Annotated in this window: 24 protein-coding genes; 14 read left to right on the top strand and 10 right to left on the bottom strand. The window is 72.0% G+C overall.

Annotated features, from left to right (window positions below):
* Positions 1–20 precede the first annotated feature (20 nt).
* Genes ACZYRU_RS19660 through ACZYRU_RS19650 form a run of 3 tightly spaced genes read left to right on the top strand, consistent with a single transcriptional unit; the run spans position 21 to position 2,481 of the window.
* Positions 21–869 carry an LLM class F420-dependent oxidoreductase gene (locus ACZYRU_RS19660; RefSeq protein WP_488958789.1) on the top strand — a complete coding sequence of 283 codons (849 nt, stop codon included), beginning with the start codon at positions 21–23 and terminating at the stop codon, positions 867–869.
* 9 nt (positions 870–878) lie between these two features.
* Positions 879–1,637, top strand: coding sequence for a tetratricopeptide repeat protein (locus ACZYRU_RS19655; RefSeq protein WP_488958788.1), 759 nt, complete (start codon positions 879–881; stop codon positions 1,635–1,637).
* On the top strand, positions 1,627–2,481 hold the full coding sequence (locus ACZYRU_RS19650) for an alpha/beta hydrolase (protein ID WP_488959008.1): 855 nt from the start codon (positions 1,627–1,629) through the stop codon (positions 2,479–2,481). The genes ACZYRU_RS19655 and ACZYRU_RS19650 overlap by 11 nt, the downstream gene beginning before the upstream one ends.
* Here the strand turns inward: ACZYRU_RS19650 and ACZYRU_RS19645 are convergent.
* From ACZYRU_RS19645 to ACZYRU_RS19635, 3 genes are all read right to left on the bottom strand, one after another.
* Entirely contained in the window at positions 2,471–3,277 is an 807-nt protein-coding gene (locus ACZYRU_RS19645) for an SDR family NAD(P)-dependent oxidoreductase (protein ID WP_488958787.1), read from the bottom strand. The two genes, ACZYRU_RS19650 and ACZYRU_RS19645, sit on opposite strands and share 11 nt — an antisense overlap.
* A complete protein-coding gene (locus ACZYRU_RS19640) occupies positions 3,274–4,011 on the bottom strand; it encodes an SDR family NAD(P)-dependent oxidoreductase (protein ID WP_488958786.1) in 738 nt (245 codons plus the stop codon). The genes ACZYRU_RS19645 and ACZYRU_RS19640 overlap by 4 nt, the downstream gene beginning before the upstream one ends.
* A gap of 68 nt (positions 4,012–4,079) precedes the next feature.
* Positions 4,080–4,709: a GTP pyrophosphokinase gene (locus tag ACZYRU_RS19635; protein WP_488958785.1), complete on the bottom strand. Its 630-nt coding sequence runs from the start codon at positions 4,707–4,709 to the stop codon at positions 4,080–4,082.
* A 125-nt stretch (positions 4,710–4,834) separates the two neighbouring features.
* On the opposite strand from ACZYRU_RS19635, the gene ACZYRU_RS19630 reads away from it, so the two are divergent.
* Both ACZYRU_RS19630 and ACZYRU_RS19625 read left to right on the top strand, forming a co-directional pair.
* A complete protein-coding gene (locus ACZYRU_RS19630) occupies positions 4,835–5,350 on the top strand; it encodes a helix-turn-helix domain-containing protein (RefSeq protein WP_488958784.1) in 516 nt (171 codons plus the stop codon).
* Positions 5,351–5,373: 23 nt separating this feature from the next.
* Positions 5,374–6,237, top strand: a complete 864-nt coding sequence (locus ACZYRU_RS19625) for a hypothetical protein (protein WP_488958783.1) — start codon at positions 5,374–5,376, stop codon at positions 6,235–6,237.
* A gap of 25 nt (positions 6,238–6,262) precedes the next feature.
* Here ACZYRU_RS19625 and ACZYRU_RS19620 read toward each other — a convergent pair whose 3' ends face one another.
* Positions 6,263–7,795, bottom strand: coding sequence for a S8 family peptidase (locus ACZYRU_RS19620; protein ID WP_488958782.1), 1,533 nt, complete (start codon positions 7,793–7,795; stop codon positions 6,263–6,265).
* Positions 7,796–7,891: 96 nt separating this feature from the next.
* The gene (locus tag ACZYRU_RS19615; protein ID WP_488958781.1) at positions 7,892–8,581 is read right to left on the bottom strand and encodes a TetR/AcrR family transcriptional regulator; all 690 of its coding nucleotides are present in this window, start codon (positions 8,579–8,581) and stop codon (positions 7,892–7,894) included.
* 49 nt (positions 8,582–8,630) lie between these two features.
* Here ACZYRU_RS19615 and ACZYRU_RS19610 point away from each other — a divergent pair, with 49 nt between their 5' ends.
* The 3 genes from ACZYRU_RS19610 to ACZYRU_RS19600 are packed head-to-tail and all read left to right on the top strand — an operon-like array spanning position 8,631 to position 12,269.
* Positions 8,631–10,217 carry an acyl-CoA carboxylase subunit beta gene (locus tag ACZYRU_RS19610; protein ID WP_488958780.1) on the top strand — a complete coding sequence of 529 codons (1,587 nt, stop codon included), beginning with the start codon at positions 8,631–8,633 and terminating at the stop codon, positions 10,215–10,217.
* Entirely contained in the window at positions 10,214–10,474 is a 261-nt protein-coding gene (locus ACZYRU_RS19605; RefSeq protein ID WP_488958779.1) for an acyl-CoA carboxylase subunit epsilon, read from the top strand. Before ACZYRU_RS19610 ends, ACZYRU_RS19605 begins: the two co-directional genes overlap by 4 nt.
* 16 nt (positions 10,475–10,490) lie before the next feature.
* A complete protein-coding gene (locus tag ACZYRU_RS19600) occupies positions 10,491–12,269 on the top strand; it encodes an acetyl/propionyl/methylcrotonyl-CoA carboxylase subunit alpha (RefSeq protein ID WP_488958778.1) in 1,779 nt (592 codons plus the stop codon).
* Positions 12,270–12,451: 182 nt separating this feature from the next.
* Here the strand turns inward: ACZYRU_RS19600 and ACZYRU_RS19595 are convergent, their stop codons facing one another.
* On the bottom strand, positions 12,452–13,720 hold the full coding sequence (locus ACZYRU_RS19595) for an MFS transporter (RefSeq protein WP_488958777.1): 1,269 nt from the start codon (positions 13,718–13,720) through the stop codon (positions 12,452–12,454).
* A gap of 45 nt (positions 13,721–13,765) precedes the next feature.
* On the opposite strand from ACZYRU_RS19595, the gene ACZYRU_RS19590 reads away from it, so the two are divergent.
* From ACZYRU_RS19590 to ACZYRU_RS19575, 4 genes are all read left to right on the top strand, one after another.
* Positions 13,766–14,254, top strand: a complete 489-nt coding sequence (locus ACZYRU_RS19590) for a winged helix-turn-helix transcriptional regulator (protein ID WP_488958776.1) — start codon at positions 13,766–13,768, stop codon at positions 14,252–14,254.
* 16 nt (positions 14,255–14,270) lie between these two features.
* The gene (locus ACZYRU_RS19585; protein ID WP_488958775.1) at positions 14,271–14,807 is read left to right on the top strand and encodes a gamma carbonic anhydrase family protein; all 537 of its coding nucleotides are present in this window, start codon (positions 14,271–14,273) and stop codon (positions 14,805–14,807) included.
* A gap of 128 nt (positions 14,808–14,935) precedes the next feature.
* Complete coding sequence (locus tag ACZYRU_RS19580) at positions 14,936–15,403, top strand: OsmC family protein (protein WP_488958774.1); 468 nt, start codon at positions 14,936–14,938, stop codon at positions 15,401–15,403.
* On the top strand, positions 15,400–16,638 hold the full coding sequence (locus ACZYRU_RS19575; protein ID WP_488958773.1) for an amidohydrolase family protein: 1,239 nt from the start codon (positions 15,400–15,402) through the stop codon (positions 16,636–16,638). Before ACZYRU_RS19580 ends, ACZYRU_RS19575 begins: the two co-directional genes overlap by 4 nt.
* Before the next feature lie 4 nt (positions 16,639–16,642).
* On the opposite strand, the gene ACZYRU_RS19570 is transcribed toward ACZYRU_RS19575, so the two are convergent.
* Positions 16,643–17,362, bottom strand: a complete 720-nt coding sequence (locus tag ACZYRU_RS19570) for a GntR family transcriptional regulator (protein WP_488958772.1) — start codon at positions 17,360–17,362, stop codon at positions 16,643–16,645.
* 103 nt (positions 17,363–17,465) lie between these two features.
* Here ACZYRU_RS19570 and ACZYRU_RS19565 point away from each other — a divergent pair, with 103 nt between their 5' ends.
* Positions 17,466–18,971 (top strand): hypothetical protein, encoded by a 1,506-nt coding sequence (locus ACZYRU_RS19565; RefSeq protein WP_488958771.1) that lies wholly within the window; start codon positions 17,466–17,468, stop codon positions 18,969–18,971.
* Between the two features lie 5 nt (positions 18,972–18,976).
* Here ACZYRU_RS19565 and ACZYRU_RS19560 read toward each other — a convergent pair whose 3' ends face one another.
* Both ACZYRU_RS19560 and ACZYRU_RS19555 read right to left on the bottom strand, forming a co-directional pair.
* Complete coding sequence (locus tag ACZYRU_RS19560; protein WP_488958770.1) at positions 18,977–19,663, bottom strand: SDR family oxidoreductase; 687 nt, start codon at positions 19,661–19,663, stop codon at positions 18,977–18,979.
* A 33-nt stretch (positions 19,664–19,696) separates the two neighbouring features.
* The gene (locus tag ACZYRU_RS19555; RefSeq protein WP_488958769.1) at positions 19,697–20,863 is read right to left on the bottom strand and encodes an acetyl-CoA C-acyltransferase; all 1,167 of its coding nucleotides are present in this window, start codon (positions 20,861–20,863) and stop codon (positions 19,697–19,699) included.
* A 113-nt stretch (positions 20,864–20,976) separates the two neighbouring features.
* On the opposite strand from ACZYRU_RS19555, the gene ACZYRU_RS19550 reads away from it, so the two are divergent.
* Complete coding sequence (locus ACZYRU_RS19550) at positions 20,977–21,510, top strand: winged helix-turn-helix transcriptional regulator (RefSeq protein ID WP_488958768.1); 534 nt, start codon at positions 20,977–20,979, stop codon at positions 21,508–21,510.
* On the opposite strand, the gene ACZYRU_RS19545 is transcribed toward ACZYRU_RS19550, so the two are convergent.
* The gene (locus tag ACZYRU_RS19545; RefSeq protein WP_488958767.1) at positions 21,500–22,669 is read right to left on the bottom strand and encodes an acyl-CoA dehydrogenase family protein; all 1,170 of its coding nucleotides are present in this window, start codon (positions 22,667–22,669) and stop codon (positions 21,500–21,502) included. The two genes, ACZYRU_RS19550 and ACZYRU_RS19545, sit on opposite strands and share 11 nt — an antisense overlap.
* Positions 22,670–22,727: the final 58 nt, after the last annotated feature.

Here is a 22,727-nt window from a genome sequence, read left to right as displayed (position 1 = left end):
GACGACGGAAGAGGTATGGCGTGAAGATCGGTATCAACAGCCCCGTGGTGGTCCAGCTGCCGGGGAGCTTCTCGCCCTGGGAGGCCGACGCCGGCATCGCCGAGCTCAGCGCGATCGCCGAGGCCGCCGACACCCTCGGCTTCGACTTCCTCACCTGCAGCGAGCACGTCATGGTCCCCACCGACATCGCCGCCCAGCGCGGCGGCACCTACTGGGACCCGCTCGCCACCTTCGGCCACCTCGCCGCCCGCACCTCGCGGATCCGGCTCGCCACCCAGGTCCTCGTCCTCGGCTACCACCACCCGCTCGCGATCGCGAAGCGCTACGGCACCCTCGACCTGGTCAGCGGCGGTCGCCTCGTCCTCGGGCTCGGCGTCGGCTCGCTCGAGGAGGAGTTCGCGCTGCTGGGCGCTCCTTTCGAAGGGCGTGGGGCTGTCGCCGACGACGCGTTGCGAGCGTTGCGCGCCGCGCTGTCGACCCGGACACCGTCGTACGACGGGCCGCACTTCTCCTTCTCCGACGTGGTCGTGTCACCCCATGCAGTGCAGCCGCACGTCCCGTTCTGGATCGGCGGCCGCACCCCACGCTCGCTGCGCCGGGCGGTCGAGCTGGCCGACGGCTGGGTGCCGTTCGGGCTGGCACCCACCGAGCTGGCGGCGATGCTGGCACGGGCCGACGTACCGGAGGGCTTCGAGGTCGTGCTCGCTCCTGACATCGCACTGGACCCCTCGGGCGCCGCTGCGGCTGCGGTCGACGCGCTCGGCGTGCTGGAGGAGGTCGGCGCGACCTCGGCGTCCGTGCGGATCGCGGCCGACTCGGCGACGCACTACGTCGAGCAGCTGCACGCGCTGGCGGAGCTGCGGCGCTAGATTCCGGGCATGACCCCGGGCATCGATCCCTCCGACGAGGAGTCGCTGATCGAGACCGGGTGCGAGCTGGCGGAGATGGGGCGCACCGAAGCCGCCGTGGACTGCTTTCGGATGGCCGAGGAGCTCGGATCGGTGCTCGGCTCGTTCAACCTGGGCAACGCGCTGGCCGAGCTGGGCCGGTGGCCGGAGGCGCTCGCAGCGTTCGAGCGCGCGGAGGCGGCCGGCGACGGGGACGCCACGCTCCAGGTCGCGTTCATGCTGCGCGAGCTGGAGCGGCGCGACGAGGCGCTTGCGACAGCCGAGCGGGCAGCAGCCGCCGGGGACGCGACCGCGGCAGCAGTCGTGGCCTGCTGGCGCTGGTGCACGTCGTGGGACCCGGCGCTCGAGGACGACCTCCGGGCGGGCGCCGAGCTGTTCCCCTCCACCCGCGGCGACCTCGCCCAGCTGCTGATCCGGTCCGGACGCGTCGAGGAGGGGCGGGTGGTGCTGGAGCGCGGCATGCTGCTCGGCGAGGTGGAGAGCATGCTCCCCCTCGGCAACCTGTACGCCGACGTCCTCGGCGACCCGGTCGCGGCCGAGACCGCCTACCGCGCCGGAGCCGAGCTGGGCGACGCGCATGCCCACCACAACCTCGCGGTCCTGCTCGACGAGCTGGGCGACACCGACGGCGCGCTCGAGCACTTCCGGCTCGCTGCCGCCGGCGGCGACAGCCTGGCAGCGCAGGCGCTGCGCGACCTGGAGGAGGAGCTGAGTGACGATGACGAGTGACGGCGAACCCCGTCGCCTCTCCCGCCGCGGCCTGCTCGCCGCCGGCGGCGGAGTGGTCACGCTCGGCGCTGCGGGCGCGGCGTACCGGTACCGGACGGACGACGGACCGGACGGGGTCGTGCCAGAGGTCCGGGGCGTCGAGGTCACCTCGGGCAGCTTCGTGTCGCAGGCCCGCAAGGGCGCGCGGTGCGGGTGGTCGATCGCGGCACCGGGGGAAGGCCTGCCGGTCGTGGTGGTGCTGCACGGGCGGCGCAACGACCACCGGTCGGCGTTCGCGCGTTCGTACCTGGCGCTCGACCGGTTCCTCGCGGCCGGGATGGCCGACGGGATGCCCGCGGTCGCGATCGCCAGCGTCGACGGGGGCGACACCTACTGGCACCGGCGGCGCAGCGGCGAGGACGCCGGGGCGATGATGGTCGACGAGTTCCTGCCGCTGCTGGCGGAGCGTGGCCTCGACGCCAGCCGGGTCGCGTTGCTGGGCTGGTCGATGGGCGGGTTCGGGGCACTCCACCTGGTGCCGGCGCTCGGCAGCACGCTCAAGGGCGTGGGGGTGATGAGCCCCGCCCTCTGGCACCGGTACGCCGACACCAGCCCCGGCTCGTACGACGACGCCGCCGACTTCGCGCGGGTGACGATCTTCGGTCGCGAGGACACGCTCGCCGGCGTACCGCTGCGGGTGGACTGCGGAAAGGGCGACCCGTTCTACCCGGCGACCCGCGACCTCGTCGCCGACCTGCCCGAGCGGCCGGCGGGCGGGTTCAGCCGGGGCGGCCACGACGTCGGGTACTGGCGCCGGGTGGTTCCCGGCCAGCTGCGCTTCCTGGCCAGGACCCTCAGCGCGTAGCGGCCAGCCACTCCTCCGTCGTCGCCGCCAGCTCGGCGCGAGCCTCGAGGTCACCGGCCGCCGGAGCCGGGTCGAGGGCCCGGCTCTTGCGGTAGTAGCCCGACGCGGCCGAGGGATCGGTGGCGATCCGGACCAGGCGGGTCGCCGACTCCTCGGGCGTCATCAGGGTGCGGCGCTCGAGGGGCAGGGCGAGGTTGCGCAGCCGGCGGAGCAACGGCCGGGTCTCGAGGCCGCGGTTGGCGATGTTGGTCGACACCGCGCCGGGGTGCACGGACAGGGCACGGAGCCCCTGGTCGCCGTACCGCTCGGCGAGGAGGGCGGCGTGGTGGACCAGGCCGAGCTTCGAGGTGCCGTACGACGCCCACGAGTCGTAGTCCACCGGCCGGCCGAGCAGCTGGTCGGTGGTGCCGCGGTCGTGCAGCTGGGAGACGACGTGCACCACGGTGCCGCCGTCACCAGCCAGGAGCAGCGGCAGCAGCGCGGTCGTCAGGTCGACGGTGCCGAGGTAGTTGGTGCGCCAGTGGATCTCGTGCCCGTCGAGCAGCTGCGGCTCCTTCCACCGCGAGCCGAGGTCGAGGTGGATGCCGGCGCTGTTGACCAGCAGGTCGAGACGGTCGGCCCGCTCGGCGTACGACGCAGCGAAGGCGGCGACCGAGGACCGGTCGGCGAGGTCCAGGGTGTCGCGGCGGGTGACGGTGACGTCCCAGCCGTCGGCGAGCAGCGCGTCGGCGACGGCCCGGCCGATCGAGCGCGGCCCGGCGCCGGTGACGACGGCCCGCCGGCCAGCCCGGGTCACCAGACGACGCCGCGGTCGACGACGAGGTTCGCGCCGGTGACCGACGCGGCGGCGTCGGAGGCGAGGTAGAGCAGGGCCTCGGCGACGTCGGCGGGCGGCATGAAGCCGGGGATGACGGAGGTGCTGCGGGCGATGAGGTCCCAGTTGGTGTCGGCGGGCAGCCCGGCGGCCGCGGCCTCGACCATCGGGGTGGCGATGCCGCCCGGGGACACGCAGTTGACCCGCACGCCCTTGGTGCCGAACTCGACGGCGAGGGCGCGCATGCCGAGCAGGAGCGCGGCCTTCGAGGAGCAGTACGGCGCGTTGTAGGGCTGGCCCATCACGGCCGAGATCGAGGCCACCGAGACGACGTTGCCCTTGCTCTCGACCAGGGCGTCGGCGCAGGCCTGGGCGAGCATGATCGGCGCGAGCGCGTTGACGTCGAAGTGCTTGCGCAGCAGGTCGGCGGTGATCGAGCCGACCTCGGCGAACTTCTGGATGCCGGCGACGTTGCACAGCACGTCGAGGCCACCCAGCTCGGCGAGGGCGTCGGCCACGAACGCGTCGCGGGCGGCGTCGTCGGACAGGTCGCAGGCCACGACACCGTCGGCGGCGACCACGTCGGTGGCGACCACGGTCGCACCCTCGGCCCGGAACAGCTCGGCGACGACCTGGCCGAGGCCGCCGGCGGCGCCCGTGACGACGACCCGGCGGCCGGTGAAGCGCTGGGCGCGGGGAGCGGTCTGGTCGGTCATGGGTCCTCCTGGTCGGATCGCGGCGGCGGATGCACCGGGGATCACCATAGAACCTGTTCTAGTTTTCGTCACCCGTGCACGATGCGGTGCAGCTCGGCCATCCTTCCGTCCAGCTCGTGGGCGACCCCGGCGGCGGCGGACAGCTCCTCGACGAGGTCGGCCGGCACGTCCTTGGCGTACTTGTAGTAGATCTTGTGCTCCACGCTCGCCCAGAAGTCCATCGCCACCGTGCGGATCTGGACCTCGATCGGCACCGCACGGGTCGCGTCGGACAGGAACACCGGGATCTCGACGATCGCGTGCAGGCTGCGGTAGCCGTTGGCCTTGGGCCGGGCGATGTAGTCCTTGACCTCGCAGACGGTGACGTCGGGCTGCGAGGTGAGCATGTCGAGCACCCGGTAGACGTCGGCGATGAAGCTGCACACGATGCGTACGCCGGCGATGTCGCGGATCCGCTCGCCGATCGCCTCGAGCTCCAGCGGGCAGCCGATCCGCTCGGCCTTCGCGCGCAGGCTGTCGATCGTCTTGATGCGCGAGTTGACGTGCTCGATCGGGTTGGCCCCGTCGCGGAAGGTCATCTCCTCGCGCAGGATGTTGATCTTGGTCAGGATCTCGTCGAGGCCGAACTTGTAGTTCAGGTGGAACAGCCGCAGCTCACGCAGGAAGGCCGAGTGCTCCTCGGGGACGATGGCGCTCACGCGTCGAGTGTGCCGGGTCCCCGATGACCGGGCGAGCCCTGCCCCTTCACAGTTCGGCGCGTCCAGCGTGAAGACCACCTCCCTAGCGTGCTTCCCGGAGTGCAGGACAGCGGGAAGGGGCGGGGATGTCTGTGACGCACGGGGGGACCCGGGACTGGCCGGCGACGATGGCGGCCGCGGCCGCGCTGGCGGACCTCGCCGAGCCCGGCCACCCCGCGGGCTGGCTGCTGCTCGCGGCCCTGGAGGCCGACCCTCCGGCTGAGGGGGACGACCCGCACACCTGGGGTCCGACGCTGGCGCGGCTGACGCTGCGGCCATGGACCGCGGACACGGACCCGACGACCGACCAGGTCCTGTCTGCCTCCGACGAGCGGGTACGCCGTGCGGTCGAGGAGTTCCGGCAGGCCTGCCAGCAGCGTGAGTCGGACCGCGAGCGGGCGGCCGTCGCGACCGAGGTACGCCGGATCGTCGCGATGAGCGGCCTGAGCCAGCGTGCGTTCGCCGCCCGGATCGGTACGTCGGCGTCGCGGCTGTCGAGCTACGTGCACGGGCACGTCGTACCGTCGGCGACGATGATGCTGCGGATCAAGCGGGCCGAGCGCCTCCGGCAGCTCGCCCGGGAGGTCTCCCGCGCTTCCTGAAGGTCGTTGGCTAGGGTCCACCCATGCGGAGGGGCCCGTTCTCCCTGGCCTTCGACCAGGCGCTCTCGGACCGGGCGATGAGCTTGAGTGCACTTCACCGCGTGCTGAGCGCGCGCGGTGCCGGCGTCAGCCTGGCGACCCTGAGCTACTGGCGCTCGGGCCAGCGCGAGCCCGAGCAGGAGCGATCGCTGCACGCGCTCACCCAGGTCGAGGAGGTCCTGGGCCTCGAGCCGGGCGCCCTGGAGGCGCTGATCGAGGGCCGTCGGCGGCGGGTCGCACCCGACCTGCTCTCCGACCTGAGCGACGACGCCGACCGGATCCAGGTGCTCCTCGACGAGCTCGGCTTCCTCTCCCCCTCCGACCGGCTGGTCGACCAGGAGGTGACGCTGAAGTACGTCATCGGCCCGGACCGCTCACCGGTCCGGATGACGTACATCGTCGTCGTCGAGTCGGTCCGCGTGAACGCCGACCGGCGGGCCTTCATCCTGCGGGTGCGCCCCGGTGCGCTGACGCCCGGCGTGACCTCGCTCGGCGGCTTCCAGCTGGGCGAGATCGTCCACGACGAGGAGCGCGGCATCGTCGTCGGCGAGATGGTCCTGGACCGGCCGCTCGGCCCCGGCGAGACCACCCTGCTCGAGCAGGAGGTCGTCTACCGCACGCCCGACCCCGACGACAACAGCTACTTCTACTGGGCCGTGCGCAAGATGCGCTCGATCAGCCTGTGGATCCGGTTCGACCCGGACGACATCCCGACCCGCTGCGAGTACTACACGATCGTCGACGGCCGCGAGGAGGTCGTCGAGCTGGAGACCTTCGGGACCAGCGTGAGCCGCACGGTCACGTCGTTCGGCCCCGGGACGCTGGGCATCCGCTGGAGCTGGGACTGAGCCCAGCTCCAGCGGAGCCCGTCGGTCAGCTGACGGCGTCGAGGGCGTCGACCATGCCCTCGCCGTAGTAGCTGTTGTCGGTGTCCGTCCCGACGCACGGGGCACCGAAGTCGACGCCGGCCGGCGGCGTCTCCTGGACCGTGCAGGGGTGGTCGTCGGCGTCGGCCCGCAGCTTGGCGACCATCTGCGCCGGCGTGAGGTCGGGGTGGGCCGACTTCATGAGGGCGAGGACACCGGCGACGTGCGGCGAGGCCATCGACGTACCGGACTTCAGGCCGTAGCCGTTGCCGGCCACCACGGTCGACAGGATGCGGCGGCCCGGAGCCGCGACGTCGATGACGCCGAGGCCACGGTTCGAGAAGTAGGACAGGATGTCGTCACGGTGGCTCGCGGAGACCGTCACCACGCCCGGGAGCTCGGTCGGGATGTCCTGGCAGCCGCTGTTGAGCGTGCGGGTCACCGGGGTGCCGTCGTCGGGGCTGCCCTCGTCGAGGAAGGACGACTTGTCGGCCAGGTCGTGCCCCGAGTTGCCGGCGGCCGCGGCGTGGACGACGCCCTGGTCGGTGGACCAGGCGACGGCACGGCGTACGGCCTCCTTGGCGGCGTACTGGTCGGGCTGGTCCTCGCAGTAGAACTCGAACGGGTCGACGTAGTAGCTGTTGTTGGTCACGTCCATGCCGTGCATGCCGGCCCAGACGAAGCCGCACACGGCGTACTCCGGGTAGATGAACCCGTCGTCGTTGACGACCTTGACCGACGCCATCCGCACGTTGGGCGCGACGCCGACGATGCCGACGCCGTTGCGCGCGGCGCCGATGGTGCCGGCGACGTGGGTGCCGTGGTCGCTGGTGGTCGGGTACCAGCCGGTCGGCGAGGTGTCGGGACGCCCCGCGTTGCTGCAGTTGACCGAGTCGGCGACGTCGATGTTGGCGACGAGGTCCGGGTGGTCGGGGTCGATGCCGGAGTCGAGCACGCCCACGACGACGTCACGGGAGCCGTCGGTGATCGCGTGCGCCTGGTCGGCCTTGATCACCTGCATGTCCCACTGCTCGGTCTCGCGCGGGTCCGCGGCCGTCACGGTGTTCTCGGTGCCGTCCTGCTGGGGTGAGGACTGGGCCTTGCGGACCTGTCCCTTGCCCGGGCCCCAGGGCGCCTGGACGCCGGCCGGGGTGCCCTCGGTCACCGGGACCGTGCGGGTCGCGCCGACGGACTCGAGCGCGTTGCCGGCGTACGCCTTCACGTCGGTGCGGAAGGCGGCCTTGTCGCTGTGGGCGACGACGACACCGATCTGCGGCCAGGTCTGGACGACGACGCCGCCCGCCTTGGCGACCGCGCGCTCGAGGAGCCGGGTCTGGCCGGGGTTGGCCTGCTTCGCGTTGAGGAGGTACGCCGACACGACCCCGTCGGGGGTGCTGATCGGGACCGGGGTCGAGACGGGCTCGCCGCCGGCCGCGGGTGCGGCACTGGCGCCGGTGCCGGTCACGGACAGACCGGCCAGGGTGAGGCCGGTCGCGACCGTGAGGACGGCGGTACGGAACCGCCGGTGGTGCTGTGGCATGGATCAACCTTTCCGAGAGGAAAGACGCGGGATGTGCGCCAGACCACATCCTGTCCTCCCCGGGACCTCCTTGGCGAGAGGATCCTCGGTCAAAGTTCAGAGCGACCGGAGCTGTTCCGCGACCGCCGCGAGGTCCTGGTCGGTGCGGACCACGACGATCGCGCCGGGGGCGGCCGGCGTCGTCGCGGGCGGCGGGGCGAAGAGCGCGTTGACCTGGGCCATCGCCTCGTCGATCTCCATGTGCGGGTCCTCGCACTCCTCGCGCAGCCAGCGGCGCAGGACCCGGTTGTGGGCGGCGACGACGGCTGCGGCCATCAGCTCGCCGCGGCGCTCGGACTCCTCGGAGCCGTCGCCCCAGGCGCTGATGTACTGCCGGAAGACCTGCTGGTAGCGCGCCCCACTGATCAGCTCGCGCTCGCGCAGCGCCGGGACCGTGGAGGTCAGCCGGTAGCGGCGACGGGCCAGCGGGCCCTCGGCGATGTAGTGGAACAGGACGACGCGCACGGCGTCGGAGACCGCGAGGATGGCGCTCTTCTGGGTCGAGGCGGCCAGCCGCTCCTCGACCGCGGCCAGGATCGCGTCGTGGTCGGGGAAGATCACCATCTCCTTCGACCCGAACAGCCGGAAGAAGGAGCTGCGGCTCACGCCCGCGGCAGCAGCGATGTCGTCGACGCTGGTGGCGTCGTACCCGTGCTCGGCGAAGAGCCGGAAGGCCGCGTCGGAGATCGCGGCGGCCGGACCCTTGGCGACCGGGGGCCGCCGGTCGTCGTCGTGCGATTGCGTCACACCCCACCCCCCTTGTGAACTCCAGTATCAATGGATGATACTCAGTTTCATGACCGAGATCGACCTGCACACGACGGCGGGCAAGCTGGCGGACCTCGACCGCCGCACCGACGAGGCCGTGCACGCTCCCGCCGCCAAGGCGCAGGAGAAGCAGCACGCCAAGGGACGCAAGACCGCCCGCGAGCGCATCGAGCTGCTCTTCGACGAGGGCTCCTTCGTCGAGCTCGACGAGTTCGCCCGCCACCGCTCCACCGCCTTCGGGCTCGAGAAGACCCGTCCGTACGGCGACGGCGTGATCACCGGCTACGGCACGGTCGACGGCCGCCAGGTGTGCGTGTTCTCCCAGGACTTCACCGTCTTCGGCGGCTCGCTCGGCGAGGTCTACGGCGAGAAGATCACCAAGGTCATGGACCTCGCGATCAAGTCCGGCTGCCCCATCATCGGCATCAACGAGGGCGCCGGCGCCCGCATCCAGGAGGGCGTCGTCTCGCTCGGCCTGTACGGCGAGATCTTCAAGCGCAACGTGCACGCCTCCGGCGTGATCCCGCAGATCTCGATGATCATGGGCAACTGCGCGGGTGGCCACGTCTACTCCCCCGCGGTCACCGACTTCACGATCATGGTCGACCAGACCTCGGCGATGTTCATCACCGGCCCCGACGTCATCAAGACCGTCACCGGCGAGGACGTCTCGATGGAGGAGCTCGGCGGCGCCCGGGCCCACAACACCAAGTCGGGCAACGCCCACTACATGGCCTCCGACGAGGAGGACGCCTTCGAGTACGTCAAGGCGCTGCTGGCCTTCCTGCCGCAGAACAACCTCGACGAGGCGCCGTCGTACGACGACGCGGCGGACCTCGCGCCCACCGCCGAGGACCTCGCGCTCGACACGCTGATCCCGGACTCGCCGAACCAGCCCTACGACATGCACGACGTCATCGCGACGATCGTCGACGACGGCGACTTCCTCGAGGTGCAGCCGCTGTTCGCGCCCAACATCATCGTCGGCTACGGCCGGGTCGAGGGCCGCTCGGTCGGCGTCGTCGCCAACCAGCCGATGCAGTTCGCCGGCACGCTCGACATCGACGCGTCCGAGAAGGCCGCCCGGTTCGTCCGGTTCTGCGACGCCTTCAACATCCCGGTGCTGACCTTCGTCGACGTCCCGGGCTTCCTCCCGGGCGTCGACCAGGAGCACCTCGGCATCATCCGCCGCGGCGCCAAGCTGATCTACGCGTACGCCGAGGCGACCGTCCCGCTGGTCACGATCATCACCCGCAAGGCCTACGGCGGCGCGTACGACGTCATGGGGTCCAAGCACCTCGGCGCCGACATCAACCTGTCGTGGCCGACCGGCCAGATCGCCGTGATGGGCGCCCAGGGCGCGGCCAACATCGTGCACCGTCGTACCCTCGCCGAGCTCGAGGCCGCCGGCGGCGACGTCGAGGCCAGGCGGGCCGAGCTGATCGACGAGTACGAGACCACGCTCGCCAACCCCTACATCGCGGCCGAGCGCGGCTACATCGACGGCGTGATCAGGCCCTCGGACACCCGCGCCGAGGTGGTCAAGGCGCTGCGGCTGCTGCGCAACAAGCGCGAGGTGCTGCCGCCCAAGAAGCACGGGAACATCCCGCTGTGAGCGCCGAGACCGTGACCGAGGCCGAGCAGGCGGAGGCGGCTCCGGCTGCTCCCCTGTTGCGCGTCATCACCCCCGGCACCACGCCGGAGGAGGTCGCCGCGATCGTCGCCGTGCTCTCCGCCCTCGGCGGTGGCGCCCCGGCTCCCGAGGCACCACGCTCGGAGTGGACCAACCCGGCCCGCCGCCTGCGTCGTACCGCCAGCTCCCACCCGAACCCCGGACGCGGCGCCTGGCGCGCCAGCTCCCTGCCCCGCTGAACTGGAAGGCCACACCATGTCGTTGAAGAAGGTCCTGATCGCCAACCGCGGCGAGATCGCGGTTCGTGTCATCCGTGCCGCCAAGGACGCGGGTATCGGTTCGGTCGCGGTGTACGCCGAGCCGGACGCCGACGCGCTGTTCGTGCGCCTGGCCGACGAGGCGTACTCCCTGGGCGGCGCGACCCCCGCGGAGACGTACCTCGACATCGCCAAGATCATCGATGTCGCCAAGCAGTCCGGCGCCGACTCGGTCCACCCGGGCTACGGCTTCCTCGCCGAGAACGCCGCGTTCGCGCAGGCCGTGATCGACGCGGGCCTGATCTGGATCGGTCCGTCCCCCGCGGCGATCGACGGCCTGGGCGACAAGGCGAAGGCGAAGCAGATCGCCCTCGCCGCCGGCGCCCCGCTGGCCCCCGGCCTCAAGGACCCCGTCAAGGACGCCGACGAGATCGTCGCGTTCGCGAAGGAGCACGGCCTCCCGGTCGCCATCAAGGCGGTCTTCGGCGGTGGCGGTCGCGGACTCAAGGTCGCCCGCACGCTCGAGGAGATCCCCGAGCTGTTCGAGTCCGCCACCCGCGAGGCGATCGGCGCGTTCGGTCGCGGCGAGTGCCTGGTCGAGAAGTTCCTCGACAAGCCGCGCCACGTCGAGACCCAGTGCCTGGCCGACTCGCACGGCAACGTCGTGGTCGTCTCGACCCGCGACTGCTCGCTGCAGCGCCGCCACCAGAAGCTGGTCGAGGAGGCGCCCGCGCCGTTCCTCACCGACGAGCAGAACGAGCGCCTCTACGAGTCGTCGAAGGCGATCCTGCGGGAGGCCAACTACGTCGGCGCCGGCACCTGCGAGTTCCTCGTGGCCGCCGACGGCACCATCTCCTTCCTCGAGGTCAACACCCGTCTCCAGGTCGAGCACTGCGTGTCCGAGGAGGTCACCGGCATCGACCTGGTCCGCGAGATGTTCCGCATCGCCGCGGGCGAGGAGCTCGGCTACGGCGACCCGGAGATCCGCGGCCACTCGATCGAGTACCGGATCAACGCCGAGGACGGCGGCAACAACTTCATGCCCGCCCCCGGCACGCTGACCGCATGGAACCCGCCGCAGGGCCCCGGCGTCCGCGTCGACGGCGGCTACGTGGTCGGCGAGACCGTCCCCGGCGCCTTCGACTCGCTGATCGCCAAGCTGATCATCACCGGCTCCTCGCGGACGCAGGCGATCGAGCGGTCCCGCCGGGCGCTCTCGGAGTTCGAGGTCGACGGCATGCCGACCGCGATCACCTTCCACGAGGTCATCGTCAACGACCCGGCCTGGGTCGGCGCGTCCACGCCGTCGGGCGAGGGCTCCTTCGACGTCTACACCACGTGGATCGAGACCGACTTCGACAACCAGATCACGCCGTACGGCGGCGCTGCCGGTGAGGCCGAGGACGCCGGCGAGAAGCAGAAGGTCGTCGTCGAGGTCGGCGGCAAGCGGATCGAGGTCGTCCTCCCGGCCGGTCTCGGCGGGCTCTCCGTCGGCGGCGCGGGCGGCGGCGCGAAGAAGCCGAAGCGCGCGGGCGGCAAGAAGGCCGGCGCCGCGGCGTCGGGCGACTCGGTCACCTCGCCGATGCAGGGCACCATCGTCAAGGTCGCCGTCGAGGAGGGCCAGACGGTCGAGGAGGGCGACGTGGTCGTCGTCCTCGAGGCGATGAAGATGGAGCAGCCGCTCAAGGCCCACAAGGCCGGCACGATCACCGGCCTCTCGGCCGAGGTCGGCGCCACGATCGGCAACGGCGAGGTCGTCTGCGAGATCAAGGACTGACCCGGCTCGAACTGGCTCTGTTCTCGCGCCGACCCGGCAGAAACTAGCCTCAGAACGACGCCGACCCGGCAGAAAGTGGCTCCTCATCGAGGCCACTTTCTGCCGGGTCAGTGCTTTTCCCGGGCTACTTTCTACCGGGTCAGCGCATTTTCCGGGCCACTTTGCGCCGGGTCGGCGCGATCTCAGAGCAACTTTGGGCCGGGTCGGCGCATCAGGGAGAGCAGGGCGGCGAGGGCGCAGAGGGCGGCGCCGCCCCACCAGGCCCAGGTGTAGGTGCCGAGCTGGTCGCGGATGACGCCGGCACCGAGCGCCGCGGCGGCCGCGCCGAGCTGGTGGGAGGCGAAGACCCAGCCGAAGACGATGGTGCCGCGCTCGCCGAACGCCTCGCGGCACAGGGCGGCGGTGGGCGGAACGGTGGCGACCCAGTCGAGGCCGTAGATCACGATGAAGAGCACCATGCTCGGATGGACGGCGTCCGCGAGCAGGCTGGGCAGCAGGAGCAGGCCGAGGCCGCGGAACAGGTAGTAGGCCACCAGCAGCGCCCGCGGGTCGAAGCGGTCGGTGAGCCAGCCGGACGCGATGGTGCCGACGATGTCGAAGACACCCACGACGGCGAGCAGCCCGGCGGCGGTGGTGGCGGACATCCCGTGGTCGTGGGCCGAGGGGATGAAGTGGATGCCGATCAGACCGTTGGTGGTCGCGCCGCAGATCGCGAAGGCACCGGCGAGCGCCCAGAAGGCACGGTGCCGGGCGGCGTACGTCAGGCCCTCGATGGCCCGCAGGGTCGCGCCACCGGCGGCGCGGGGCGCGGGAGTCCAGCCCGGGTCGGCACCGTACGGCGCCACGCCGCGGTCCTCGGGGTGGTCGCGGACGACCAGCCACACCACGGGTACGACGGCCAGCGCCGCACCGGCGATCACGAGCGAGGCCGGGCGCCAGCCGGCGCCGTCGGCGAGCGCCGCGACGATCGGCAGGAAGACCAGCTGCCCGGTCGCCGAGCCCGCGGTGAGGATGCCCATCACCAGGCCGCGGCGCTGCTCGAACCAGCGGTTGGCGATGGTCGCGGCGAAGACCAGTGCCATCGAGCCGGTCCCGAGCCCGATCAGCACGCCCCAGCACACGATCAGCTGCCAGGACGCGGTCATGAACACGCTGCCGCCCGCCCCGAGCGCGACCAGTGACAGCGCGGCAGCGACCACCCGTCGTACGCCGAACCGGTCCATCAGCGCGGCCGCGAACGGTGCCGTCAGGCCGAACAGGACGAGGTTGATGCTGACCGCGAGCGACATGACGCTCGTCGACCAGCCGAACTCGTCGTGCAGCGGCACCATCAGCGCACCCGGGGCCGCGCGGAAGCCGGCGGCGCCGATCAGGGCGAGGAAGGCGACCGCGGCCACGGTCCAGGCGGGGTGGAGGCCGCGCCGGGTGACCGGCGGGGAGGAGATCGTCATCGATCAGGCTTTCTTGAGCGAAGTCAGAGGCGTACGCTAGCACGCATGGCCCTGCGCTCCGACTGGTCGACGGACTTCTGCCCCGTCCGCCGCTCCCTCGACGTCCTGGGCGACCCGTGGCTGCTGCTGATCGTGCGCGACGTGCTCCACGGCAGCGGCCGCTTCGACCAGCTGCGCGACAACCTCGGCATCTCCGAGGCGGTGCTCAGCCGGCGACTGAGGGCGATGCGCGAGGCCGGGCTGCTCGACACCGTCGACTACGTCCGCGACGGCCGCACCCGTCAGCGGTACGTCGCCACCGAGGCCGCCGCCGACCTGCTCCCGCTGCTCCAGCAGCTCGCGCTCTGGGGCGAGAAGCACACCCGGCTCCCCGCGGGCGGCGCGCACATGGGGATGCGGCACGAGACCTGCGGCCAGGAGACCACGCAGGCCGAGACGTGCAGCGCCTGCGGCGAGCCGCTGCGGCCCGAGGACATGACCTGGGTCAAGCCGTGGCGCGATGCCGAGCACCGGCTGCGGGCCGCCGGCAGCTGAGCCCTACGGTGGGGCCGTGTTCCTCTACGACTTCGAGGGCCGGCGGCCCCAGGTCCACCCCGAGGCGTTCGTGGCGCCGACCGCGACCCTGATCGGCGACGTACGCATCGAGAAGGGCGCCAGCGTCTGGTACGGCGCCGTGCTCCGCGCCGACATCTGCACGATCATCGTGCGCGAGGGCTCGAACATCCAGGACAACTCGGTCGTGCACGGCGCCCCCGACGTCGTCGTCGACATCGGCCCGAACGCGACCGTGGCCCACGCCTGCGTGTTCCACGGCGACACGATGGGCGAGAAGTCCCTGCTCGGCAACGGCAGCACGGTCCTCGACCACGCCTCGATCGGCGCGGGCTCGCTGGTCGCCGCCGGCGCCGTGGTCACGCCCGGCACCAAGATCCCCGAGGGCGTGCTCGCCGCGGGCGCCCCGGCCGAGACCAAGCGCCCGATCGAGGGGACCGGGGCGCACTTCTGGGTCGAGACCAACGCCGCCTACTACGCCGAGCTCGCCGAGCGGCACCGCGCGGGCGTCGTACCGGTCGACGGCAACTCCTGACCCGAACGCCCGGACCGGCTCGTCGAGACCTGACGAGCCGGCGCGGCGGCATGCCCTGAGCCCTTGACACATGTCTGACAGGTGAGGAACGTCCTGTCTGACAGATCATCTCGAGCCCGGGAGGACCCATGACCGCAACGACCCACGCGTCGGCCAACCGCGACGTCGTCGTGCACAGCCTGAGCGACTTCGCCTCGCTCGCCGTCGTCGGCGGCGAGCACACCGTCGTCATCGACGAGCCGCGCGAGTTCGAGGGCGGCGGTACGGCGCCCAACCCGTTCGGCCTCGTGCTGTCGGCGCTCGGTGGCTGCATGGCCGGCACCCTGCGCGGCGTCGCGCGGCAGCAGGGCTTCGACTACGACCGCGCGGAGATCCGGCTCTCGCTGCGGATCAACCGCCCGACCTCGGGGCCGCTCGACCCGGGCGAGCGGGAGCTGCGCATCTCCCGGATCATCGCCGAGGTCACGGTCCACGGCGACCTCACCACGGAGCAGCAGGACGCCCTGCGGCAGGGCATCGAGACCTGCCCGGTCGGCAACACGCTGCGTCGCGGGCTCACCCTGCAGGAGTCGATCGCGTTCGAGGCCGCGGCATGAGCGCGCCGTACGACCTGCTGGTCACGAACGCCCGCCTGGCCGACGGATCGCCCGTCACGCTGGGTATCCGCGACGGTCACTACGTCCACGTCGGCGCGGAGACACCGACCGGCGCGACCGCGACCCGGACCATCGACGCCGGCGGCGGGCTGGTCACCGAGTCCTTCGTCAACGGGCACATGCACCTGGAGAAGGTGCACACCCTCGACCGGGCGGGCGACGGCGCACTGGCGGCGTACACCTCGGGCAACATGGGCGCCGCGCTGCGCTCGATCGTGCGCGAGGCGAGCGGGGTGAAGCGGCAGTACGACCGGGCCTGGCTCGAGCCCAACATCCGGCGCGCGCTCGACGCCGCGGTCGCGCACGGCGTGCTGCACATCCAGGCCTTCGTCGACGTGGACACCACGGCGCGGCTGGTCGGGATGGAGGCGGTGCTGGCCGTGCGCGAGGAGTACCGCGACCTGCTCGACGTGCAGGTGGTGGCGTTCCCGCAGGATGGCCTGCTCCGCGACCCGGGCGCGGCCGCACTGTGCGAGGAGGCGCTGCGGATGGGTGCCGACGTCGTGGGCGGCATCCCCTGGATCGAGATGACCGACACGGATGCGCGGGCGCACGTGGAGTGGGCGTGCCGGCTGGCCGCCGCCCAGGGCAAGCGGGTGGCGATGCTGGTCGACGACGCCGGCGACCCCGGACTGCGTACGACGCAGATGCTGGCCGAGGCGATGATCGAGCACGACCTGCGCGGGCGCGGGGTCGCCTGTCACGCGCGGGCCCTGGCGACGTACCCGCAGCCGACGCTGCAGCGGCTGATGGACCTCGCGCAGGCCGCCGGCCTGGGCTTCGTGTCCGACCCGCACACGGGGCCGCTGCACCTGCCGGTGCGGGAGTTCCTCGAGGACGGCATCCCGGTCGCGCTGGGCCAGGACGACATCGAGGACGCGTACTACCCGTTCGGGCGGCACAGCATGCTCGAGGTCGCCTTCCTCGCCGCCCACACACTGCGCTTCCTGACCGCTGCCGACCAGCGGCTGCTGCTCGAGCTGGTGACCACGCGCGCGGCCGACGTGCTCGGGGTCGCGGACCACGCGATCGCGGAGGGCAACCCGGCCAACCTGTGCGTGCACGCCGACGGGCGGCTGCGCGACGTGCTCACCGAGCACGCCCGGCCGCGCTGGGTCCTGCGCCGAGGCCGGGTCGTCGCCGAGTCGGAGACGACGACGCGCCTGCTGCGCTGAGCGGCTACCAGTCGGCGCGGCGCACCATGGCGTACCGGAACGCGCCGCGCACGTGCACCTCACGGGTCCAGTAGCAGACCGTGCCGGTGCGACTGATCCCGGTCGCCTCGAGGGTCAACGCCGCCTCGCCCTCGGGGCGGCCGGTCAGCCCCGCGTCCTCGGCCGACAGGCCGTCGGCGCCGGGCCACACCAGCTCCCAGCCGACCTGCTCGCCCGCCAGCTCCCGCGCCAGCGCGGGCATCGGGGTCGCGGGGTCGAGGTCGTCAGGGTCCACCCGGGTCAGCACGGGTACGACGTCGCGCGCCACCAGCACCGGCTCACCGTCGGCGGACCACACCTTGGTGGTGCGCAGCACGGACTGGCGCGGCGACAGGTCGTAGGCGTCGGCCTCGTCGAGGCTGACCTCGCCGACCTCGACCGACACGACCCGGACGGACGGCGTACGGCCCATCGCGGCGATCAGCTCGGCACTGTCGAGGCGCTGCTCGAAGCGGGCCGTGATGCCGAGCAACGAGCTGTTGACCGTGGTGTCGGCGCCCTTGCGGCGGTGGATGAAGCCGCGCTCCTCCAGCCGGACCAGGGCCTCGCGCACGGCCGGACGGCTGATCTCCAGCTCCGAGGCCAGGACCGTCTCCCCCGGCATCGGCCCGCCGCGCTCGGCCGCGTCGGCCCAGAGCCGCTGCAGCCGGCGCTCGACCGGCTCGGGCAGCTCGGCATCACTCACGCGGCCACCCTAGGGCGTACGACGACCCCCAGCACTCTGGGACGTCCGAGTCACCAGCCACTCGGGATGGTTGCGGGTGCCGAGACCCCGAAGGCTAGGGGTTGTGAGATCCCTGCTTCGCGCTGCCGCCGTCCTGGCGACCACGGCAGCCCTGACCGCCGTCCCGTCCCTGACCTCCCCCGCCCACGCCGGCCAGGTGGGTGTCGTCGTCTCGATCAAGGGCGCCGGCAAGGTCACGGTCGAGTCCGGCTCGATCGACGACGGCCCGACCGTCTGCGACTGGACCAGCGAGGTCGACGAGCGCGTGGTCAACACGTGCGAGCGGATGCGCAACGAGGAGCCGCTCGTGGCGACCACCTGGCTACGGCCCGAGGCCGCGCCGGGGAGCTGGGAGACAGGGAACTGGTCGGGCTGCGACCTGATCGAGATCGACGACGGGATCCCGCTGTGCGGCCTGGAGTCCGGTCCGTTCAGCTCGGTCGAGAAGACGCCGCGGATCAGCTTCAACGACACCCACGTCCCCGAGATGACGTACGTCGCCGTCAGCGCGGTCCCGGGCGTCGACCGCACCTTCCGCCACGACTTCGCCGCGGACGAGGGCGTGTTCGAGTGCGTCTTCGACGGCGCGACGCCGTGGACACCGTGCGCGAGCGGCGAGCAGCGCCTGGTCGGCGAGGGCGTGCACAGCTTCTGGGTGCGGGCCGTCGACCCGTCGGGTCAGGCCAGCGCGCTGCGGGTCGTCGACTACACCGCCGTCGAGACGTACCTGATCGCCACCCCGCCCGTCCTGACCGGGAGCAGCCAGGCGACCTTCGGGCTCACCAGCAACAGTGCCGCCGACTACCTGTGCCAGCTCGACGACCAGGCGCCGTACGTGTGCCTGACCCAGCGGGTCGGCAACCACACCGTCTCCGGCCTCACCGACGGCCAGCACCGGATGCGGATCTGGGGCCGCACGGGCGGCTGGCAGGACCAGGTGCCGGTGAGCCACACCTGGACCGTCGACACCACAGCACCGCAGACCACGCTGACCGGCGGGGAGGTCAGCGGCGGCGTGATGCGGTCCACCTTCACCTCCGAGCCCGGAGCCTCCTTCCAGTGCCGGGTGACCGGACCGGGGCGCGGCGATGCGTGGTCCGCCTGCACCTCGCCGGTGACCTTCAGCGGGCTTGCCGGGGAGGGCACCTACACCTTCGAGGTCGCGGCGTACGACGCCGTCGGCAACCTGGACCGTACGCCGGCCGGCTGGTCGTGGCTCTCCACCCCCGACGAGGAGGGTCCGATCGACCCGGGCCCCGGTCCGCAGCCCCAGCCGACCCCCACCGCGAGCGCCCCGGAGACCGGGCCGGTCACGGGCCCGGGGAAGGTGCGGTCGGGCCGGCGCGCGACGTACCAGCTCTCCTCCCCGACACCGGGCGCGACGCTGACCTGCCAGGTGCGCCGCAAGCGCTCCGCGCCGGTCGCGACCGGATGGCGGACCTGCTCGACGTCCTTCGTGCTGAGGACCCGGCGAATGAAGCCGGGACGCTACGTCCTGTACGTCCGGGCCGGCGTCGGGACCACGTGGGACCCGACGCCGAGCACGAAGGCGATCGTGGTCAAGCGGTGACGGGGTCAGCCGAGCCCGGCCGTGGTGGCGCTCGAGAGACCTGCGCGGACGGCGATGCTCGTCTCATCGGCAAGTGCTTCGTCCCCGCCTGCCTCGAGGACGTCGAGGATGTGGGCAACCACGTCCACGGGTGCCACCTTCTCCACCTCGAGGTGCGCGATCATCGGGGTGTCGGCGAAACCCAGGTGGGCGCCCACGACCTGGGTGCCTTGACCCTTGAGCTCGAGGCGCAGCGAGTTGGTGACTCCCCAGAACGCAGCCTTGGTCGAGCTGTAGACGCCGGGCATGGCCAGCCAGCTGAGGGCCGAGTGCACGTCGACGACCGCACCTCCACCGACAGCTGCCAAGGACCCGGCGAACGCGCGGACGACGCGGATCGGCCCGAACACGTTGGTCTCGTAGGCCGCGACGATGTCCTCCATCGGCGAGTTCAGCAGCGACGGTGCGCCGGTGACGCCGGCGTTGTTGACGACGACGGACACATCGTCCGCAAGGCTCGCGGCTGCTTCGATCGACGCCTGGTCGGTCACGTCCAGGGCCAGCGGGACGATGCGGTCGTCCGACCACGTCCGAGGCCGGCGCGCCGCTGCATAGACCTTGCTCGCGCCTCGCGCGATCGCCTGGTGGACGAACTCCTGGCCGAGGCCGCCGTTGGCGCCGGTGACCAGGACCACGCTTCCTGTCATGTCCATGGTGCTACTCCGTTTCCTTGACGCAGGGCTCGGTCAGAGGCGTTCGATGATGGTGGCGTTGGCGAGGCCGCCGGCCTCGCACATGACCTGCAGGCCGTAGCGGCCGCCGCGCTGCTCGAGGGTGGTGAGCAGGCTGGTCGTCAGCCGGGCCCCGGACGCGCCGAGCGGGTGACCGATGGCGATGGCACCGCCGTTGACGTTGACCTTCTCCAGGTCGGCGCCGGTCTCGGCCTGCCAGGCCAGGACCACGGAGGCGAAGGCCTCGTTGACCTCGAACGCATCGATGTCGGCCATCGTCAGACCGGCCCGGTCGAGAACCTTGTGGGTGGCGGGGATGATGCCGGTCAGCATCAGGACCGGGTCATCGCCGACGACGGCGAAGGAGTGCACCCGGGCCCGCGGCCTCAGGCCGAGGCGGGCGGCGGCGTCCTCGGAGGTGACCAGGACGGCTGCGGAGCCGTCGTTGACCGGCGAGCTGTTGCCGGCGGTGACCTTCCAGTCGATGGTGGGGTACGCCGCGGCCCAGTCCTCGTTGTAGAAGGCGGCGCGGAGACCGGCGAGGACCTCAGGGGTCGTGCCGGGGCGGATGGTCTCGTCGGTGCGCAGGTCGTTGACGAACGCGACCTGGCTGTCGATCAGGCCGTCCTTCCAGGCCCGCGCGGCCCGCTCGTGGGACATCGCGGAGTACTCGTCGAGCTGGGCGCGCGAGAGGTCCCACTTCTGCGCGATCAGCTCGGCGCTGATGCCCTGGGGCACCAGGGACCCGCCGTAGCGGGCGCCGACCTGCGGACCGAAGAAGTCCTTGCCGAGGGCCTGGCTGCCGATCGGGATCCGGCTCATCGACTCGACGCCGGAGGCGACCACGACGTCGTACGCACCGGCGATGACGCCCTGTGCGGCGAAGTGCAGGGCCTGCTGGCTGCTGCCGCACTGGCGGTCGACGGTCACGCCGGGCACGCTCTCGGGATAGCCGGCCGCGAGCAACGCCCATCGTGCGGTGTTGCCGGACTGCTCCCCGACCTGCCCGACGGCACCGCTGATGACGTCGTCGATGCTCGCGGGGTCGATCCCGGTGCGCTCGACGATCGCCCGCAGCGAGGCGGCGTGCAGGTCGACGGGGTGGATGTCGGCGTAGGCGCCCGTGGGCTTGCCCTTGGCGAGCGGGGTGCGGACCGCGTCGACGATGACGGCTGTGTTCATGATGCCCTCCTCAGGGATCTACTTCATGAATTTGAAGTCAGGAGGGTAACGCTACGCTCTGACTACAGATTCCTGAAGTCAGATCCGAGTGAACTTCGAGTGAGGTGGACGACATGCAGCTGCACGCACCACTGGACGACCGCACGGTCTGGTCGCCGGTGGGGCACTGCCCCATCGAGAAGGCGATGGGCGTGGTGGGCTCGCGGCCGGCGATGCTGCTCATGCGCGAGGCGCACTACGGCACCCGCCGCTTCGACGACTTCGTGACCCGGGTCGGGGTCGCGCCCGCCACCGCCTCCACCCACCTCAAGGCACTCGCCGACGCCGGCCTACTGGAGCGCCGCCCCTACCAGGCGGACGGCGCCCGCACCCGCGACGAGTACGTGCTCACCCCGGCCGGGACCGATCTGATGCCGGTGGTGATGGGACTGTTCGCCTGGGGCACGAAGTACGCCGACGGCGCCGACCAGCTGGAGCTCGCGCACGCGGGCTGCGGCCAGCCGGCCGGGTTGCGCGTCGTGTGCGCGGCCGGCCACCAGCTCGAGGACGACCAGGTGGAGGTGCGTCTGCGCAGGGACGTCGCCGACATCGACGGCGAGGGCGAACCGGTCGACGCCGGTGCGCGGACGACCGTGGTCAGGCCGTGACGATGGCGCCCTGGCCGGCCTCGCGGTCGAGCGAGCGGCCGATGACCATCCGCTGGATCTGGTTGGTGCCCTCGAAGATCTGCATGACCTTGGCCTCGCGCATGTAGCGCTCGACCGGGAAGTCCTTGGTGTAGCCGGCGCCGCCGAGCACCTGGACGGCGTCGGTGGTGACCTTCATGGCGGCGTCGGTGGCGACCAGCTTGGCGATGGAGGCCTCGCGGGAGAACGGCAGGCCCAGGTCCTTGAGGCGGGCGGCGTGCAGCACGGTGGCGCGGGCCGACTGGATCGCCGCCTCCATGTCCGCCAGCACGAAGGCCAGGCCCTGGTGGTCGATGATCCGCTGGCCGAAGGCCTCGCGCTGCTGGGCGTAGGCGACCGCGCGGTCGAGAGCGCCCTGGGCGAGACCGGTCGCGACGGCGGCGATGCCGAGGCGGCCGGCGTCGAGGCCGGCGAGGGCGATCTTGAGGCCCTGGCCCTCGTCGCCGAGGCGCTGCTCGACGGGGACCCGGACGTCCTCGAAGCGCACCGTCGCGGTGGTCGAGCCCATCAGGCCCATCTTGTCCTCGGGGGCGTCGGCCGACAGGCCGGGCGTGTCGGCGCGGACGAGGAAGCAGGAGATGTCGCCGCGGCCGTCGCCGGTGCGGGCCATGACCTTGTAGAAGTCGGCCTTGCCACCGTGGGTGACCCACGCCTTGGCACCGTTGATGACGTACGCGTCGCCGTCGAGCCGGGCGCGGGTGCGCATCGCGGCCGGGTCGGAGCCGGCGTGCGCCTCGGAGAGGCAGTAGGCGCCGAGCAGGTCGCCGCCGAGCATCTCCGGGAGCCACGCCGCGCGCTGCTCGTCGGTGCCGGCGGTGGCCAGGCCGAAGCAGCTCAGCGCGTGGACCGAGACGCCGACGCCGACGCTGGACCAGACCGAGCCGATCTCCTCGAGCACCTGCAGGTAGACCTCGTAGGGCAGCCCGCCTCCCCCGATCTCCTCGGGGTAGGGCAAGCCGAGGAAGCCGGACTGGCCGAGCAGGCGGAACACGTCGCGCGGGAAGGTGCCCGTCGCCTCGGCCTCGGCAGCGCGCGGCAGCAGCTCCTCGGTGGCGAGCTGGCGGGCCAGGCGGAGCAGGTCGGCGTACTCCTCGGACGCCATCAGGCGACGTGCGGGCATCGGGTCCTCCGTGATCGGGTACTGAAATGGTGCTTCCGGTACGGACTACGGTACGCCC

The sequence above is a fragment of the Nocardioides sp. F233 genome, from assembly GCF_057813895.1.
Note: the sequence above shows the minus strand (reverse complement) of the source record. Positions and strands in the feature narration are given on the sequence as shown.

What these genes read in the sequence shown, in the direction of transcription:
- ACZYRU_RS19575 (WP_488958773.1), top strand. Translation starts at nt 15,400, where the DNA reads ATGAGCGCGCCGTACGACCTGCTGGTCACGAACGCCCGCCTGGCCGAC.
- ACZYRU_RS19655 (WP_488958788.1), top strand. Translation starts at nt 879, where the DNA reads ATGACCCCGGGCATCGATCCCTCCGACGAGGAGTCGCTGATCGAGACC.
- ACZYRU_RS19620 (WP_488958782.1), bottom strand. Translation starts at nt 7,795, where the DNA reads ATGCCACAGCACCACCGGCGGTTCCGTACCGCCGTCCTCACGGTCGCG.
- ACZYRU_RS19600 (WP_488958778.1), top strand. Translation starts at nt 10,491, where the DNA reads ATGTCGTTGAAGAAGGTCCTGATCGCCAACCGCGGCGAGATCGCGGTT.
- ACZYRU_RS19580 (WP_488958774.1), top strand. Translation starts at nt 14,936, where the DNA reads ATGACCGCAACGACCCACGCGTCGGCCAACCGCGACGTCGTCGTGCAC.
- ACZYRU_RS19650 (WP_488959008.1), top strand. Translation starts at nt 1,627, where the DNA reads ATGACGAGTGACGGCGAACCCCGTCGCCTCTCCCGCCGCGGCCTGCTC.
- ACZYRU_RS19625 (WP_488958783.1), top strand. Translation starts at nt 5,374, where the DNA reads ATGCGGAGGGGCCCGTTCTCCCTGGCCTTCGACCAGGCGCTCTCGGAC.
- ACZYRU_RS19595 (WP_488958777.1), bottom strand. Translation starts at nt 13,720, where the DNA reads ATGACGATCTCCTCCCCGCCGGTCACCCGGCGCGGCCTCCACCCCGCC.
- ACZYRU_RS19560 (WP_488958770.1), bottom strand. Translation starts at nt 19,663, where the DNA reads ATGGACATGACAGGAAGCGTGGTCCTGGTCACCGGCGCCAACGGCGGC.
- ACZYRU_RS19545 (WP_488958767.1), bottom strand. Translation starts at nt 22,669, where the DNA reads ATGCCCGCACGTCGCCTGATGGCGTCCGAGGAGTACGCCGACCTGCTC.
- ACZYRU_RS19640 (WP_488958786.1), bottom strand. Translation starts at nt 4,011, where the DNA reads ATGACCGACCAGACCGCTCCCCGCGCCCAGCGCTTCACCGGCCGCCGG.
- ACZYRU_RS19630 (WP_488958784.1), top strand. Translation starts at nt 4,835, where the DNA reads ATGTCTGTGACGCACGGGGGGACCCGGGACTGGCCGGCGACGATGGCG.
- ACZYRU_RS19610 (WP_488958780.1), top strand. Translation starts at nt 8,631, where the DNA reads ATGACCGAGATCGACCTGCACACGACGGCGGGCAAGCTGGCGGACCTC.
- ACZYRU_RS19590 (WP_488958776.1), top strand. Translation starts at nt 13,766, where the DNA reads ATGGCCCTGCGCTCCGACTGGTCGACGGACTTCTGCCCCGTCCGCCGC.
- ACZYRU_RS19550 (WP_488958768.1), top strand. Translation starts at nt 20,977, where the DNA reads ATGCAGCTGCACGCACCACTGGACGACCGCACGGTCTGGTCGCCGGTG.
- ACZYRU_RS19555 (WP_488958769.1), bottom strand. Translation starts at nt 20,863, where the DNA reads ATGAACACAGCCGTCATCGTCGACGCGGTCCGCACCCCGCTCGCCAAG.